The sequence below is a fragment of the Mycobacterium sp. 3519A genome (assembly GCF_900240945.1).
Lineage (GTDB): Bacteria > Actinomycetota > Actinomycetes > Mycobacteriales > Mycobacteriaceae > Mycobacterium.
On record NZ_OESG01000013.1, the window covers coordinates 592,437 to 608,195 of the forward strand.

The 15,759-nt window shown below is 64.7% G+C and carries 14 protein-coding genes and 1 pseudogene; 13 read left to right on the forward strand and 2 right to left on the reverse strand.

Going from position 1 to position 15,759, the window contains the following annotated elements:
• Positions 1-378, reverse strand: a complete 378-nt coding sequence (locus C1A30_RS10615; RefSeq protein WP_101948292.1) for a DUF3060 domain-containing protein — start codon at positions 376-378, stop codon at positions 1-3.
• 87 nt (positions 379-465) lie between these two features.
• Between C1A30_RS10615 and C1A30_RS10620 the strand changes: the two genes are divergently transcribed.
• The 10 genes from C1A30_RS10620 to C1A30_RS10665 all read left to right on the forward strand — a co-directional run bounded on the left by C1A30_RS10620 (position 466) and on the right by C1A30_RS10665 (position 10,810).
• A complete protein-coding gene (locus tag C1A30_RS10620) occupies positions 466-1,008 on the forward strand; it encodes a DUF3558 domain-containing protein (RefSeq protein WP_101948295.1) in 543 nt (180 codons plus the stop codon).
• A 2-nt stretch (positions 1,009-1,010) separates the two neighbouring features.
• Positions 1,011-1,544: a DUF3558 domain-containing protein gene (locus C1A30_RS10625; RefSeq protein WP_200828235.1), complete on the forward strand. Its 534-nt coding sequence runs from the start codon at positions 1,011-1,013 to the stop codon at positions 1,542-1,544.
• Between the two features lie 58 nt (positions 1,545-1,602).
• Positions 1,603-2,190, forward strand: a complete 588-nt coding sequence (locus C1A30_RS10630) for a TetR/AcrR family transcriptional regulator (protein ID WP_101948297.1) — start codon at positions 1,603-1,605, stop codon at positions 2,188-2,190.
• Between the two features lie 364 nt (positions 2,191-2,554).
• Complete coding sequence (gene rpsL, locus C1A30_RS10635; protein ID WP_007167812.1) at positions 2,555-2,929, forward strand: 30S ribosomal protein S12; 375 nt, start codon at positions 2,555-2,557, stop codon at positions 2,927-2,929.
• Complete coding sequence (gene rpsG, locus C1A30_RS10640) at positions 2,929-3,399, forward strand: 30S ribosomal protein S7 (protein WP_066986953.1); 471 nt, start codon at positions 2,929-2,931, stop codon at positions 3,397-3,399. The genes rpsL and rpsG overlap by 1 nt, the downstream gene beginning before the upstream one ends.
• A 72-nt stretch (positions 3,400-3,471) precedes the next feature.
• A complete protein-coding gene (gene fusA / locus C1A30_RS10645) occupies positions 3,472-5,577 on the forward strand; it encodes an elongation factor G (RefSeq protein ID WP_101948299.1) in 2,106 nt (701 codons plus the stop codon).
• Between the two features lie 88 nt (positions 5,578-5,665).
• Positions 5,666-6,856: an elongation factor Tu gene (tuf, locus tag C1A30_RS10650; protein WP_101948301.1), complete on the forward strand. Its 1,191-nt coding sequence runs from the start codon at positions 5,666-5,668 to the stop codon at positions 6,854-6,856.
• Between the two features lie 511 nt (positions 6,857-7,367).
• On the forward strand, positions 7,368-8,660 hold the full coding sequence (locus C1A30_RS10655) for a hypothetical protein (protein ID WP_101948303.1): 1,293 nt from the start codon (positions 7,368-7,370) through the stop codon (positions 8,658-8,660).
• Positions 8,661-8,773: 113 nt separating this feature from the next.
• The gene (locus C1A30_RS10660) at positions 8,774-9,730 is read left to right on the forward strand and encodes a hypothetical protein (RefSeq protein WP_101948305.1); all 957 of its coding nucleotides are present in this window, start codon (positions 8,774-8,776) and stop codon (positions 9,728-9,730) included.
• Positions 9,731-9,877: 147 nt separating this feature from the next.
• Positions 9,878-10,810 carry a cutinase family protein gene (locus C1A30_RS10665; RefSeq protein WP_101948307.1) on the forward strand — a complete coding sequence of 311 codons (933 nt, stop codon included), beginning with the start codon at positions 9,878-9,880 and terminating at the stop codon, positions 10,808-10,810.
• Between the two features lie 65 nt (positions 10,811-10,875).
• On the opposite strand, the pseudogene C1A30_RS10670 reads toward C1A30_RS10665, so the two are convergent.
• Positions 10,876-12,006 (reverse strand): annotated as a pseudogene (locus C1A30_RS10670) (MFS transporter); the annotation flags it as partial.
• Between the two features lie 133 nt (positions 12,007-12,139).
• On the opposite strand from C1A30_RS10670, the gene C1A30_RS10675 reads away from it, so the two are divergent.
• The 3 genes from C1A30_RS10675 to C1A30_RS10685 all read left to right on the forward strand — a co-directional run bounded on the left by C1A30_RS10675 (position 12,140) and on the right by C1A30_RS10685 (position 15,750).
• Positions 12,140-12,967 carry an SHOCT domain-containing protein gene (locus C1A30_RS10675; RefSeq protein ID WP_101948308.1) on the forward strand — a complete coding sequence of 276 codons (828 nt, stop codon included), beginning with the start codon at positions 12,140-12,142 and terminating at the stop codon, positions 12,965-12,967.
• Positions 12,968-13,040: 73 nt separating this feature from the next.
• On the forward strand, positions 13,041-14,483 hold the full coding sequence (locus C1A30_RS10680; RefSeq protein ID WP_101948310.1) for a basic amino acid/polyamine antiporter: 1,443 nt from the start codon (positions 13,041-13,043) through the stop codon (positions 14,481-14,483).
• A 25-nt stretch (positions 14,484-14,508) separates the two neighbouring features.
• Complete coding sequence (locus C1A30_RS10685; protein ID WP_101948312.1) at positions 14,509-15,750, forward strand: arginine deiminase; 1,242 nt, start codon at positions 14,509-14,511, stop codon at positions 15,748-15,750.
• Positions 15,751-15,759 lie beyond the last annotated feature (9 nt).

The following is a 15,759-nucleotide window of genomic DNA, read 5'->3' on the forward strand; positions in this document are numbered from 1 at the left end:
TCAGGCGGCGACCCTGTCGATGCGGTTGACCATGCCCAGTTCGCGGCCGCGGTCCCACACCACCGGATCCCCACTCTTGTAGAACACGCTCTGGTCGTTGCCGTACACGATGACGTTGTCGACGATGTTGTCGGCGATCACGACGTTCGAAGATCCTTGCAGCGTCACCGCCCAGCAGCTGCCCACGGCGTAGATCGTGTTGGCCGTGCCGTTGACGATCAGCGTCGACTGATTGCAGTCGATGGTCTGGTTGATGCCCTGTCCCGTGACGTGTGTATCGCCGTTGGCCGCTTGCGCCGCAGGCGCCCCGAGGCCGAACGCGACCGGGATTGCGAGCGCGCATGCCGCCAGCGTCCGACCCACAGCCTTCGATGTCATGCAGGGAGCCTACGACGGGCATCGGCGCTCGGGACAGTGGTTCGCATGAGTCGCTTCGGTGACAGTGCTGGGTTAGCGTGAGCACCGATGCGTTGGCGTGCCCGTTATTTTTCCGCGGTGGCCGCTGCCGCGGCCACAATGGTGGTGGCCGTTGCAGGGTGTGCTCAGACCGTCGACGGAACGCCGATTCGGGCGCAAGCGGATGTGCCCGATCCCGATCGCAGCTACGGCTATGTCAATGACCGGTGCGGCCTGTTGGTCGACGGCTCGATTCAGCAGACGATGGGCGCCGACCACATCGTCCGGCCGTACAGCGGTGCGGTGTGCCAGTACGTCCTCTCCCGCGGATCGGCCTTGGTGGACGTCACCTTCTCGTGGTACGAGGCGGGCAGCCTCGATCGCGAACGCGCGCTGGCGGCCGAGCGCGGCGCCACCATCACCGACAAGATCGTCGAACGGCATCAGGCCTTCCTCGCGCGTCGCGACACCACCGGCGCCGCCTGCTCGGCCACCGCAGCGGCAGGCACCGGGGTGCTCAGTTGGTGGGTGCAGTTGCGCGGCCAACGCAACGGCGACCCGTGCCCCGACGCCGAAAAACTGCTCACCGCCACCCTGCAGTCGGACCTGTGATCGTGGCGGCCAAAAACCCCGTCGTGGCGTGTGTTGCGGTCGCGGTCGCGGCGTTCGCGGTGGGCTGCGGTCCGGCGGATCAGCCCGCGCCGTCCACAGCGGCCTCGGCGCCGCCACCCGCAGGGGGGTTCCGCAGCGCCGACTGCAACGGTGTCACCGATGCCGACGTCGTCAAGGCCGTCGGCTCGTCGATGTTCACCAAGACAGTCGTCAGCGACGCCGGGTGCTTCTGGCAGGAGAACACCGTCCTCGGCACCTTCGGCCAGGGCATGGGCATCTCGACGTGGTGGTATCGCGGCAGCGACATGGACACCGAACGGACGCTCGAACAGCAGGCGGGCCGCACCCTGACCGAGTTGTCCGTCGACGGCAACAAGGGTTTCAAGGCGTACGACGCCAACGCCTGCAGCATCTACGTCGCCAAGGGCACCGACGTCATCACGTGGTCGATCCAGACGATGAATCCGGCGATGCTGCCCGATCTGTGCGCGATCACGGGGCAACTCGCCGCGCTCAGTCAAGAGCGCGTCAACTGATGCCTGGGAAACTAGAGGTGTTAGTTTTCCCTGATCAGTTCGACCGAAGGAGGGCGGCATGGCAGCTCCGCAGTCAGCGAGCGGCCGACGCCCCGCCCGGCTCAGCCGCGATTCCATCGTCAACGCTGCGCTGACGTTCCTCGACCGGGAAGGCTGGGACGCGTTGACCATCAACGCGCTGGCCGCCCAGTTGGGCACCAAGGGCCCGTCGCTGTACAACCACGTCCAAAGCCTGGAGGACCTGCGCCGCAGCGTGCGGATGCGGGTGGTCGGCGACATCATCGAGATGCTCAACACCGTGGGCCAGGGCCGCACTCGCGACGACGCGGTGATGGTGATGGCCAGCGCGTACCGCAGCTACGCCCACCACCATCCCGGCCGCTACTCGGCGTTCACCCGGATGCCGCTCGGCGGCGACGACCCGGAGTTCACTGACGCGACGAGGGCGGCCGCCGCCCCGGTCATCTCGGTGCTGGCGTCGTACGGCCTGGACGGCGAGGCGGCGTTCTACGCCGCACTCGAGTTCTGGTCGGCGATGCACGGTTTCGTGCTGTTGGAGATGACCGGCGCGATGACCGGGATCGACGCGGACGCCGTGTTCACCGACATGGTGATGAAGCTGGCGGCCGGCATGGAGCGGCGATGAGCGCTTGCGCGAAGAGCAGACAAGGCGGATGAGCGCTTGCGCGAAGAGCAGACAATGGCGATGAGCGCTTGCGCGAAGAGCGGGTAGCTTGAGCTAGGCCTGACCTGCGGTTAGGCCACCTAGCATGAGTTTGGAGGGGCTGCGGCCCTGCTGGTATTGTGGACGATCGTGCCTGGCAGATAAGGCGCTTGTCGACGTGAAACTCACAGGCATGCCTGCACGCCGGGCCAATTCGCGTGTCCACGAAGCCTAGTGAAAATCTAGCGGCGGGCGCATGCGACACACCCGATCGCGGGGTACGCGAATGGGTCATAACTGCAGTACAGAGACTTAAAAAAGAAGAAGCAACACAGAAAGCCGGTAGATGCCAACCATTCAGCAGCTGGTCCGCAAGGGTCGCCGCGACAAGATCGCCAAGGTGAAGACCGCGGCCCTCAAGGGCAGCCCGCAGCGTCGCGGAGTGTGCACTCGCGTGTACACCACCACCCCGAAGAAGCCGAACTCGGCGCTTCGCAAGGTCGCGCGCGTCAAGCTGACCAGCCAGGTTGAGGTCACCGCCTACATCCCCGGTGAAGGCCACAACCTGCAGGAGCACTCGATGGTGCTGGTGCGTGGCGGTCGTGTGAAGGACCTGCCGGGTGTCCGCTACAAGATCATCCGCGGTTCGCTCGACACCCAGGGTGTGAAGAACCGTAAGCAAGCCCGCAGCCGCTACGGCGCCAAGAAGGAGAAGAGCTGATGCCGCGCAAGGGCCCCGCACCCAAGCGTCCGTTGGTCAACGATCCGGTCTACGGGTCGCAGCTGGTCACCCAGCTGGTCAACAAAGTTCTCCTGCAAGGGAAGAAATCGCTGGCTGAACGCATTGTTTATGGTGCGCTCGAACAGGCTCGGGACAAGACCGGCACCGATCCGGTGGTCACCCTGAAGCGCGCTCTCGACAACGTCAAGCCCGCCCTCGAGGTCCGCAGCCGCCGGGTTGGTGGTGCGACCTACCAGGTTCCCGTCGAGGTGCGCGCCGACCGTTCCACCACGCTGGCCCTGCGTTGGCTGGTCAGCTTCTCGCGGCAGCGTCGCGAGAAGACCATGGTCGAGCGCCTGGCGAACGAGATCCTCGACGCCAGCAACGGCCTGGGCGCCTCCGTCAAGCGGCGTGAGGACACCCACAAGATGGCCGAGGCAAACCGCGCCTTCGCGCACTACCGCTGGTGATTCAGTCGCCCGGGGCAGTGCTGCACCGGGCGTAAAGACAACAGCAACGATCAAGCGAAAGAGAAGACTTCTGTGGCACAGAAGGACGTGCTTACCGACCTGAGCAAGGTCCGCAACTTCGGCATCATGGCCCACATCGATGCCGGCAAGACCACGACGACCGAACGCATCCTCTACTACACCGGTATCACGTACAAGATCGGTGAGGTTCATGACGGCGCCGCCACCATGGACTGGATGGAGCAGGAGCAGGAGCGTGGTATCACCATCACCTCCGCTGCGACGACGACGTTCTGGAAAGACAACCAGCTCAACATCATCGACACGCCCGGACACGTGGACTTCACCGTCGAGGTGGAGCGCAACCTGCGCGTGCTCGACGGTGCCGTTGCCGTGTTCGACGGCAAAGAGGGTGTGGAGCCGCAGTCCGAGCAGGTTTGGCGCCAGGCCGACAAGTACGACGTGCCGCGCATCTGCTTCGTCAACAAGATGGACAAGATCGGCGCCGACTTCTACTTCTCCGTGCGCACCATGGAGGAACGCCTTGGCGCCAACGCGATTCCGATCCAGTTGCCCATCGGCGCCGAGGGCGACTTCGAGGGCATCGTCGACCTGGTCGAGATGAACGCCAAGGTGTGGCGTGGCGAGACCAAGCTCGGTGAGACCTACGAGACCATCGAGATTCCCGCCGATCTGGCTGAGAAGGCCGAGGAGTACCGCACCAAGCTGCTCGAGACGGTCGCGGAGACCGACGAGGCGCTGCTCGAGAAGTACCTTGGCGGAGAAGAGCTTTCGGTCGAGGAGATCAAGGGTGCGATCCGCAAGCTGACGATCTCGTCCGAGATCTACCCCGTCCTGTGCGGCAGCGCGTTCAAGAACAAGGGCGTGCAGCCGATGCTCGACGCGGTTGTCGACTACCTGCCGTCGCCGCTGGACGTGCCGGCTGCCACCGGTCATCTGCCTGGCAAGGAGGACGACGAGGTGGTGCGCCACGCGACCACCGACGAGCCGTTCGCGGCGCTGGCGTTCAAGATCGCCACTCACCCGTTCTTCGGCAAGCTGACCTACATCCGGGTTTACTCGGGCACGGTCGACTCGGGCTCTCAGGTCATCAACGCGACCAAGGGCAAGAAGGAGCGGCTGGGCAAGCTGTTCCAGATGCACTCCAACAAGGAGAACCCCGTCGAACGGGCCTCCGCGGGGCACATCTACGCGGTGATCGGCCTGAAGGACACCACCACCGGCGACACGCTGTCGGATCCGAACCAGCAGGTCGTGCTGGAGTCGATGACCTTCCCCGATCCCGTTATCGAGGTGGCCATCGAGCCGAAGACCAAGAGCGACCAGGAGAAGCTGGGCACCGCGATCCAGAAGCTGGCCGAAGAGGATCCGACCTTCAAGGTGCACCTCGATCAGGAGACCGGCCAGACCGTCATCGGCGGCATGGGCGAGCTTCACCTGGACATCCTGGTGGACCGGATGAAGCGCGAGTTCAAGGTCGAGGCCAACGTCGGCAAGCCGCAGGTCGCCTACCGGGAAACCATCAAGCGGCCGGTGCAGAACGTCGAGTACACCCACAAGAAGCAGACGGGTGGCTCCGGTCAGTTCGCGAAGGTCATCATCAACCTCGAGCCGTTCACCGGCGAGGACGGTGCCACCTACGAGTTCGAGAACAAGGTCACCGGCGGCCGCATCCCGCGTGAGTACATCCCGTCGGTGGATGCCGGTGCGCAGGACGCCATGCAGTACGGCGTGCTCGCCGGCTACCCGCTGGTGAACCTGAAGGTGACGCTGCTCGACGGTGCCTACCACGAGGTCGACTCGTCGGAAATGGCATTCAAGGTCGCCGGCTCGCAGGTGCTGAAAAAGGCTGCGCAGCAAGCACAACCGGTGATCCTGGAGCCGATCATGGCCGTTGAGGTCACCACGCCCGAGGACTACATGGGCGATGTGATCGGCGATTTGAACTCCCGCCGTGGTCAGATCCAGGCCATGGAGGAGCGGGCAGGTGCACGCGTCGTCAAGGCGCATGTGCCGCTGTCGGAGATGTTCGGCTACGTCGGAGACCTTCGGTCGAAGACCCAGGGCCGGGCGAACTACTCCATGGTGTTCGACTCGTACGCCGAGGTTCCGGCCAACGTGTCGAAGGAAATCATCGCCAAGGCGACGGGTCAGTAACTGACCCGCCGTTCTGGCGGGACCACACAACTGCAAAGATCAACACTGCTTTACAACAAGCACCAACACAGTCCAGGAGGACAACACAGTGGCGAAGGCGAAGTTCGAGCGGACGAAGCCGCACGTCAACATCGGGACCATTGGTCACGTTGACCACGGCAAGACGACGCTGACCGCAGCAATCACCAAGGTTCTGCACGACAAGTACCCCGATTTGAACGAGTCGCGCGCATTCGACCAGATCGACAATGCGCCTGAAGAGCGTCAGCGCGGCATCACGATCAACATCTCCCACGTGGAGTACCAGACCGAGAAGCGTCACTACGCGCACGTCGACGCCCCCGGTCACGCCGACTACATCAAGAACATGATCACCGGTGCCGCCCAGATGGACGGCGCGATCCTGGTAGTCGCCGCGACCGATGGCCCGATGCCGCAGACCCGCGAGCACGTGCTGCTGGCCCGCCAGGTCGGCGTGCCCTACATCCTGGTCGCCCTGAACAAGGCCGACGCCGTCGACGACGAGGAGCTCATCGAGCTCGTCGAGATGGAGGTGCGGGAACTGCTCGCCGCCCAGGACTTCGACGAGGATGCTCCGGTCATCCGCGTCTCGGCGCTCAAGGCGCTCGAGGGCGACGAGAAGTGGGTCAAGAGCGTCGAGGAGCTCATGGATGCGGTCGACGAGTCGATCCCGGATCCGGTCCGCGAGACCGACAAGCCGTTCCTGATGCCCGTCGAGGACGTCTTCACCATCACCGGCCGCGGCACCGTTGTCACTGGTCGTGTGGAGCGTGGCGTCGTCAACGTGAACGAGGAAGTCGAGATCGTCGGTATCCGCCCCTCGACCACCAAGACCACGGTCACCGGTGTCGAGATGTTCCGCAAGCTGCTCGACCAGGGCCAGGCCGGTGACAACGTCGGTCTGCTGCTGCGCGGCATCAAGCGTGAGGACGTCGAGCGCGGTCAGGTCGTCGTGAAGCCCGGCACCACCACGCCGCACACCGAGTTCGAGGGTCAGGTCTACATCCTGTCCAAGGACGAGGGTGGCCGGCACACGCCGTTCTTCAACAACTACCGTCCGCAGTTCTACTTCCGCACCACCGACGTGACCGGTGTGGTGACGCTGCCGGAGGGCACCGAGATGGTGATGCCCGGTGACAACACCGACATTTCCGTCAAGCTGATCCAGCCCGTCGCCATGGACGAGGGCCTGCGCTTCGCGATCCGCGAGGGTGGCCGTACCGTCGGCGCCGGCCGGGTTACCAAGATCATCAAGTGATGATCTGATCTAGTACCGCGAAGCGGCGCTCACCTTCGGGTGGGCGCCGTTTTCGTATGCGCGATCCCGCGTCCAGGCCGGATGCGCCACCCTACTCGGTGCCGTCTGAGTTAACAACGGATTCGACAATTCTCGTCACGATCGCGAAGAAATTATATCGTCCTGTTAATTTGCTTGTGTAACAATTGACACACCCATAACGCAGCCGCAGAGGCGCCCTTGGCGCTATCTGTCCACGTCAACAGTGCTTTCGGCGCTGTTACGTGCTCTCAATTAGCTGGTGGTTGGTCATTCGCTCCTTAGCTAGTTCTGCGCAAATCGGATCGTTGCAAACCGCGTGTGACGCTTGACACAGTTGCTAGCAAAGTTTTAACGTGTCCGTCAAGCAACCTAGATCTTCCACTTCGGGTACGCGGAGGGAGGACATGGAATGAATCCAGGTTCAGGTGGCGGCAAGGGTCCGCTGCAAGCGAGGACAGCTGCCCACCGGCGGCCACAGAAGCGATCTCCGTTGACGCGCGTCGTCGTCGCCGGGGGCGCGGTCATCTGCATCGGCGCCGCTTACGAGGTGACGGCGCCCGCGGTGCATGCGTTGTCCATCGTGTTCCGTGCCCCGGACGGGAATGGCCACACGAACGAGACGCGGATCAACGTCTTACAGGGCAACATCTTCGATCCGCAGTTGGGGATTCTCGGCAGCAACGTCAGTCACAACTCGACGAGCGCCAACGGGACAACCAGCACGCTGAACAATCCGCTCGTCAACAACATCATCTTCAACAATCCGGTCACCCGGCTGGTCAACTCGGTGCTCAACTTCGAGCTCGTCATCGGCAGCGCGGCGTCGGGTCCGATCAACAACTCGATGCAGATCAGCTTCCTGTCGTTCAACATCTTCAACCCGCAGGCGAGCATCTTCGGCGGGAACCTGAGCAACAACACCGCCAACACCAACATCGCGTCCGGGTACGGCAACGGCGTCAACAGTTCGGTGACCAGCGTCCCCAACCTCTGGACGAGCTGGTTCGGCGGGATGGCCGGCAACGGAAACGTCATGCAGTTCGCGTTCTTCTCCGGCAACATCTTCAACCCGCAGTTCAGCATCTTCGGCCCCAACGTCAGCAACAACACCGCCATCACGAACTCCGCGACCAACAACGGCAACTACAGCCAGGCCAGCGGGGCGCAGCCCGGTGGCCTGCTGGGGGCGGTGGTCCGGCTGTTTCTCGGCGGCATGACCGGCAACGGCAACACCACTCAAACCGCGGTCGGTACCTCGAACATCACCAATCCGCAAGTGAGTCTTGGCGGTTCGAACCAGAGCGGCAACACAGCCGTCACCAACGAGGCCGCCGGTAACGGTAACGGCAGCCAGACCACGACCGGCGGAGTGGCGATCGGGACCACCGGCAACGGCAACACCACCCAGACCGCGGTCGGATCGACCAACATCGAGAACACCCAGGTCAGTGTCGGGGATATCGGATTGTCGCCTCGGCCAAGTGAACTCAGTGGCAGTCAGTCCACAACTCAGGTCACGTCCACCAGCACTACTCCGACCACCAGTTCGGTCAGCGCGACGCAATCACGGACCACAAATGAGGTGGGCACGTCCGGCGTAACGGGCTCCACCGGAACGTCTGCGCTTGAAACAGGGAGCGGCACAACGGGTTCCAACGGTGCTACCGGCACCAGCGGCACGACGGGCACCAGCGGTACGACGGGCACCAGCGGCGCTGGCGGTGCCGGAGAACCCGGTGGCTCCGGTGATCCAGGCGGTTCAGGGGGCTCAGGAGATGGATGAGGTGGGCAGGAGGTGCGAATGAGGTGAACGGAATGGGCAGTGTCGCCGCTCGGTGTCGCACTGCATCACATTCGACAACCGAAAGATACGTCGACACGAGAGGGACTTCAGGAATGAGTAAGTATCGCAGGGCGCGCAGTAGGACGATCGCGGTCAGCGCAATCGCCGGTAGCGCCATAGGATTTGGTGCGCTGTCGATGGTGGCCTCGCCGGCGGCGCACGCCGACTGGTGGTTGTTGAGTGGCAACGACACGTTGGGGCACAACAACACAGTGCTCGGTCAACAGGGCAACGGCAACAGTAACCAGTTTGCGCTCGGCACCGGCATCATCGGCAACGGACAGGTCAACCTCTTCAGCCTCGGCATCGCCACCGTGGTGAATGCCGCACCGGCGGTTGGCGGCGCCGCGGTGGGCGGCAGCGGTTTGAGCACCGCCGTCGAAGCGGGTGTACCGGTCGGCGGGTTGGCGCTCGGCGGCGCAGCGGTCAACCCGGCGGTCGGCATCAACCCGGCGCTGGGCGGTATCGGAGGACTCGGTGCTGCACTCGGTGGCTCGAACCTCAACGGGGCTACGGCAGGTGGGGCGACGATTCCGATCGCGACCGGTGGCATTGCCACAGAAGTCGCGGCAGCCCTGCAAGCCGCCAACCTGGGTCCGGTGGGCAACGCCGCTGCTGGCGGCCCGAACAGCGCCACGGGTGGCACGACCGGAACGGCCACCGGCGGTGAGGCTACGACCGATCAAACCGCAGGCGACGCGGACGCCACCGGCGGCGAAGGCGGCGAGGCGACCAGCGGCGATGTCACCAGCGGTAGGGCCACGGGTGGCAACGCAACGGGTGGTTCGGCCACCAACCGCGGCAGCGCCACCAGCGGACGCGCGACCGGTGGCACCGCCATCGGCGGCAACGCCACCACCAGCGCTTCTGGCGTCGGATCCGGCAATCTGTCGAACAACCACTCGAGCACGAACACCTCGAGCGGCAATGGGAACTCGTCGAGCACCAGCAACGGCGGAACCAGCGACGGCAGCAGCAGCGGCGGCAGCAGCAGCAACAGCGGCGGCTAGCCACAGATAACCACAGTCCGCGCTGGGCCGTCGACCGTACCGTCGGCGGCCCAGCGCCCCTTTTCTGCCGCGCGGTGTAACAGATGCGGCGAATGTGGCGATGAACCCCGCGTAGGTCCTGGTAGGGACCGAAGAAGGGTCGGGTTCATGTTTCGTCAGTTCACCACTGTCGCCTGCGCCACCGCGGTGGCCGGCGCCGCATTCGTCGGTCTGTCCACTGCCACCGCGTCCGCGGATCCCGCGTGCCCCGACGTGCACTGGATGGGCGCGGCCGGGTCCGGGGAGCGCACCGGCACCGATCTGACGACCTACAACGGCATGGGCCGGGTGGTGAACGAGTCGTTCAACGACCTGTCCACGCAGCTACAACTCGACGGCCGGACGATGACCGCCGAGGCGGTCGATTATCCGGCGGTGCCGGTGCCCGACGAGAACGGTGGTGTCGGGGCCTGGCTCGGATTCATGGGCAGCGTCGATGAGGGTGCGAAGGCGCTGGGCGAGCAATACGCGACCTTCGTCGCGCAGTGTCCGACCTCGAAGGTTGTGCTCGCCGGCTACTCACAGGGCGCAATGGTGGTCCACCGGAACCTGCAGGCGCTCGGCGCAAGCCCGAACCTGGCCGCCGTGCTGCTGATCGCCGACGGCGACCGGCGACCCGACGACCCCACCCTCAACCTGGGTACCGCGAGCGGGATCCCCGAGCGCGGCAAGGGCGTCGCGCAGGATTGGCCGATACTCGCGCACGCGCCCGCACCGCTGACCCCGGAGATTGGCGCCCGCACCATCAGCGTCTGCAATCTCAACGACGAGGTCTGCGACTACGACGAGGACGCCGACGACTCCGCGCCTGCCTACGCGCGGCGGGTGGCCGTGCACACCAGCTACGGTCTTGGCCAGACACAGAAGCTGGACTGGACGGGACCACTGTATTTCCTGCTCGGACCTGCCCCTCAGCCCTCGGCTTCCGAAATCGATACTCGCGCCGTGAACAGCACCACCGCCCCGGCGGACAGCAGCAGCGCCGCGAGCACGAACACGATGGCGTCGACGGCGCCCGCCGGCGACATCCCTTCGCGCTGAAGCATTTCCAGCACGGTTCCCGATACCGCGACACCGACCCCGGCCAGCGTCACCAAAGCGGTGAGCGTCACGCCTGCGGCCTCACCCGCCCGCTCAGGCCGGACGACCGCCTGGGTCGCAACCGTCGTGAACGCATAGACCAGGCCGAGTGTGAACCCGCACGCGGTCAGCGCGGGCAGGTACACCGCCCAGCCGTTCGACGCCGCCAGCGCCGCCAATGACACCGCAGCGGCAACGGTCACGGTGCCCATCACCAGCACCGGCGGCCTGCTCGCGGCGAGCCGGCCTGCCAACACGCCGCCCAGCGCGGCTCCTGCGGACGGCCCGAGGAACGCCAGGCCCGCTGTGAGCGGATCCAGTCCGCGCACCTGCTGCAGGTAGATTGTCGACAGGAAAATCATCACACCGTAGGCGACATTGGCCACGACGCCCGCGACGACGAGCGTGGTGAACCGCGGGTTGCGCATGAGCGACAGGTCGACGAGCGGCCACCGGACGCGGGCCTCGACGACGACGAACGCGACGAGCACCGCAACCGAACAACCGAACGCGACGACGGTCGGCCCCGACACCCATCCCCACGTAGGCGCGCGGTCAAATGCCAACGTGAACAAGCCGATTCCGACGGTGATCAGCGCCAGCCCTGCAATGTCGATGCGACGCGGCACGGACTCGTCAAAGGATTCCGTGACGTAGCGTGCGCCGATCGCCAGCACGCCCAGCGTCAGTGGCACGTTCAGCCAGAAGATCCACCGCCAGCCGACCGTTTCGGTGAGCAGTCCGCCAACCAGGGGACCGGCCGCATTGCCCAAACCCGCTATGCCGTAAGCCAACCCGATCGCGTGGCTCGCACGCACGGACGGAAAGGCGTTCGTCAGGACACTCACCGAAACCGGAAAGATCAGCGCGGCGCCGACGCCCTGCAGGGCACGAAAGGCGATGACGAGCGCGGCGGTGGGGGCCAACGCGCACAGCGCCGACGCCAGCCCGAACAGCGCGATGCCCGCGAGCAGCGCGCGCCGGCGGCCGAAGATGTCGCCGATGCGTCCGGCGGGGACCATGAACGCGCCAAGGGCCAGCATGTACACGCTGATCACCCATTGCAGATCAGGTGTGGTGGTGCCGAGGTCCAGCGCCATCCGCGGCAGCGCGAGATTCATGGCGAAGTAGTCGAGTTGGACGCAGAACAGCGCCATCGACACGCCCGCCAGGATCCACCGGGAACGCACAGGCTCTTCCGTAGCGGTCACGGCCTGACGATACGGCTCGCAACCGCCGGTTTGGCGCTAATCTGACACGCGTAGCTGGCAAACGACAGGAGCGTGGCAGATGTTGGCGCGATACCTCAAGGCCCAAATCATAGTGCTCATCTGTGGCGGTCTCGTCGGGCCCATCTTTTTGGTGGTCTACTTCGCCACGGGGCAGAGCACGTACTTGAAGTGGATGTTCTTCGTGGGCCTGCTCATCACCGCCGCCGACGTGCTCATCGCGTTGGCGCTGGCGAACTTCGGCGCAAAGTCCGCGGCCAAGACTCAGGCGCTCGAACAGCACGGCGTGCTGGCGCTGGCGCAGGTCGTCGGCATCCACGAGACCGGCACCCGCATCAACGAACAGCCGTTGGTGAAAATCGACCTGCAGATCTCCGGCCCCGGCATCGCGCCGTTCGCATCCCAGGACCGTGTCATCGCTTCGATCTCACGGTTGCCGATGATCACCAACCGTAAACTGGTGGCTCTCGTCGATCCCACCACCAACGAATACCAAATCGATTGGGAGCGAAGCGCATTGGTAGCCGGCGTGATGCCAGCGAACTTCACCATCGCCGAGGACAACAGGACCTACGACCTCAGCGGACAGGCTGGGCCGCTGATGGAGATCCTGCAGATCCTGAAGGCGAACGGGATCGGGCTCGACAACATGATCGATCTGCGCTCGAATCCCTCGGCGCGCGCGCAAGTGCAAGCCGTTGTCCGGCGTGCCGCGGCGGCCCAGCAAGCGCCCGCGGCCCAAGCGCCTGCGGGGGCACCCGCATACGCTCCTCCGCCCGAACCGAGCACGGCGCAGCGCCTGCAGGAACTGGAAACGCTGCGCGCCACCGGCGCTATCTCGGAGGACGAGTACAACGCCAAGCGCCAACAGATCTTGTCTGACCTTTAACGTCCAAACCGCAATGCGGTTCACCCGCAGTCGCATAGGCTTCGTGCGACCCCAGTGAATGCGGTGACGAATCGTGACGGCAACGGAGCAGCCTGAAAAGGTAACCGAAAAGGTCAGTCTGCCAACACTGACCGCGATGGTCGTCGGGTCGATGGTCGGGTCCGGTGTCTTTCTGCTGCCGCGCCGGTTCGGCGCCGAAACCGGCGTGCTGGGCGCCATCATCGCCTGGACTATCGCAGGCACCGGAATGTTGATGCTGGCCTTCGTCTTTCAGCGGTTGGCGATGCGTAAGCCGGACCTGGATGCAGGCATCTTCGCCTACGCCAAGGCGGGATTCGGCGACTACATGGGCTTCAACTCGGCGATCGGCTTCTGGGCATCGGCGTGTGCAGGCAACACCTCGTACTGGGTGCTGATCACCGCCACGCTCAGCGCGCTGATACCGGGCTTCGGCGCAGGCGATACCGTGCTCGCGGTCGTGGTATCGGCTGTGGGGGTGTGGCTGTTCGCCTTCCTCGTCATGCGCGGGGTCAGGGACGCGGCCGTGATCAACTACATCGTCACCATTGCCAAGGTGGTGCCGATACTGGTGTTCATCGTGATCGTGATCGTCGCGTTCAAGGCCGACGTCTTTGCGGACAACTTCTGGGGCGACAAGGATTACTCGTCGGCGTCCGTATTCGACCAGGCGACCGGCACCATGCTCATCACGGTGTTCGTGTTCCTGGGCATCGAAGGCGCGACCGTGTACTCACGGATGGCGCGCAAGCGTGAGGATGTCGGGCGGGCGACCGTCATCGGATTTCTCAGTGTGCTCGCCGTTTTCGCGATGGTCACACTGGTGTCGTATGGCGTGCTGCCCCAGGGCGAACTGGCGGGGGTGAGCCAGCCGTCCATGGCATCGGTGCTGGAGTCGATCGTCGGGCCGTGGGGGTCGATATTCATCCGCGTCGGCGTCATCGTTTCGGTGTTGGGCGCCTATCTCGCATGGACCCTGATGGCCGCCGAAATCCTCTACATTCCCGCCAAATCCGAGGATATGCCGCGATTCCTGGCGCGCACCAACAGTCACGGCGCACCGGTGACCGCGCTCGTCATGGCTGCGGGCCTGGTTTCACTGTTGTTGGTCGCGCTGCTGTTCGCTGCGGACGCGCTCGACTTCATGCTGGATCTGACCGCAGCGCTATCCCTCATTCCGTATTTCCTGGCTGCAGCCTACGCACTGAAGTTGACGCTCACGCGTGAGACTTACGGCGACAAATCCTCGCTTGTGCCGGACATGATCGTCTCCGCGGTGGCCACGGCGTACACGCTGTTCCTGCTCTACGCGGCGGGCGTCGACAAGTTGCTGCTGTCCTGCATCCTCTACGCACCGGCGGCCGCACTCTATTTCAAGGCGCGCCGCGAACGTGGTCTGCGAGTCTTCACCGTCACCGAGGCGGTGCTGTTCGGCGTGATCGTCCTCGGGGCGGTGGCGGGTGTGGTGTCTTTGGCAACCGGCGCGATCGAGATATAGCGCTTAACCGCGGGAAGGAGCGACGGTGACGAATGCGGCTGCCGCGTATGGCGTTCACTCTGAAGTCGGCAAGTTACGCAAGGTTCTGGTGTGCTCGCCCGGCCTGGCGCACGAGCGGCTCACCCCGACCAATTGCGACGACCTGTTGTTCGACGACGTGCTGTGGGTGCAGAACGCGCGTCGCGACCACTTCGATTTCATCGACAAGATGCGGGAGCGTGACGTCGAGGTCGTCGAACTGCACGATGTGCTCACCGAGACGATGGAGGATCCCGCCGCCAAGGCGTGGTTGCTCGATCGCAAGATCGTGCCCAACGAGGTGGGGCTCGGACTGGTTGACGACACCCGCGGCTACCTGGACTCACTTGCGCCGCGCCAACTCGCCGAGTTGCTGATCGGCGGGATGTCGACCCGCGACCTGCCCAAGGAACTACAGTCCGGCTACCGCGCACTGGCTCGCGAAAGCACCGGCGTCACCGAGTATCTGATGCCGCCGCTGCCGAACACGCTGTACACCCGCGACACCACCTGCTGGATATACGGCGGCCTGACGCTCAACCCGCTGTTCTGGCCTGCGCGCCACGACGAGACGCTGCTGATGAAGGCGATCTATGAGTTCCATCCGGACTTCGTCGGCTCCGAGGTCTGGTGGGGAGATCCCGAAACGCAATGGGGGATGGCCACATTCGAGGGTGGCGATGTGCTGGTGCCCGGCAACGGCGTGGTGATCATCGGGATGAGCGAACGCACATCGCGTCAGGCGATCACACAGGTGGCGTCGAGGCTGTTCGCGGAGGAGGCCGCGACTCAGGTGATCGTCGCGGGCATGCCGAAGCTTCGGGCGGCCATGCATCTGGACACCGTCTTCACCTTCGCCGACCGTGATGTGGTGACCATCTATCCCGGCATCGTCGACGCGCTGCAGACGTTCGTGCTGCATCCCAGCGACAACGACATCAGCGTCGAGGTGGAAGAGGCGACCAAACCGTTCGTCGAAGTGGTGGCCGCCGCACTTGGGGTCGGCAAACTACGGGTCGTCGAGACCGGCGGAACCGCCTACGACTCCGAGCGCCAACAATGGGACAGCGGCAACAACCTCGTCGCCGTCGAACCCGGGGTGGTGTTCGCCTACGACCGCAACACCCACACCAACACGCTGCTGCGCCGGGCCGGGATCGAGGTGATCACCATCGTCGGCGCCGAACTCGGCCGTGGGCGCGGCGGCGGCCACTGCATGACCTGCCCGCTGATCAGGGACCCGGCCTGACTCGACGTA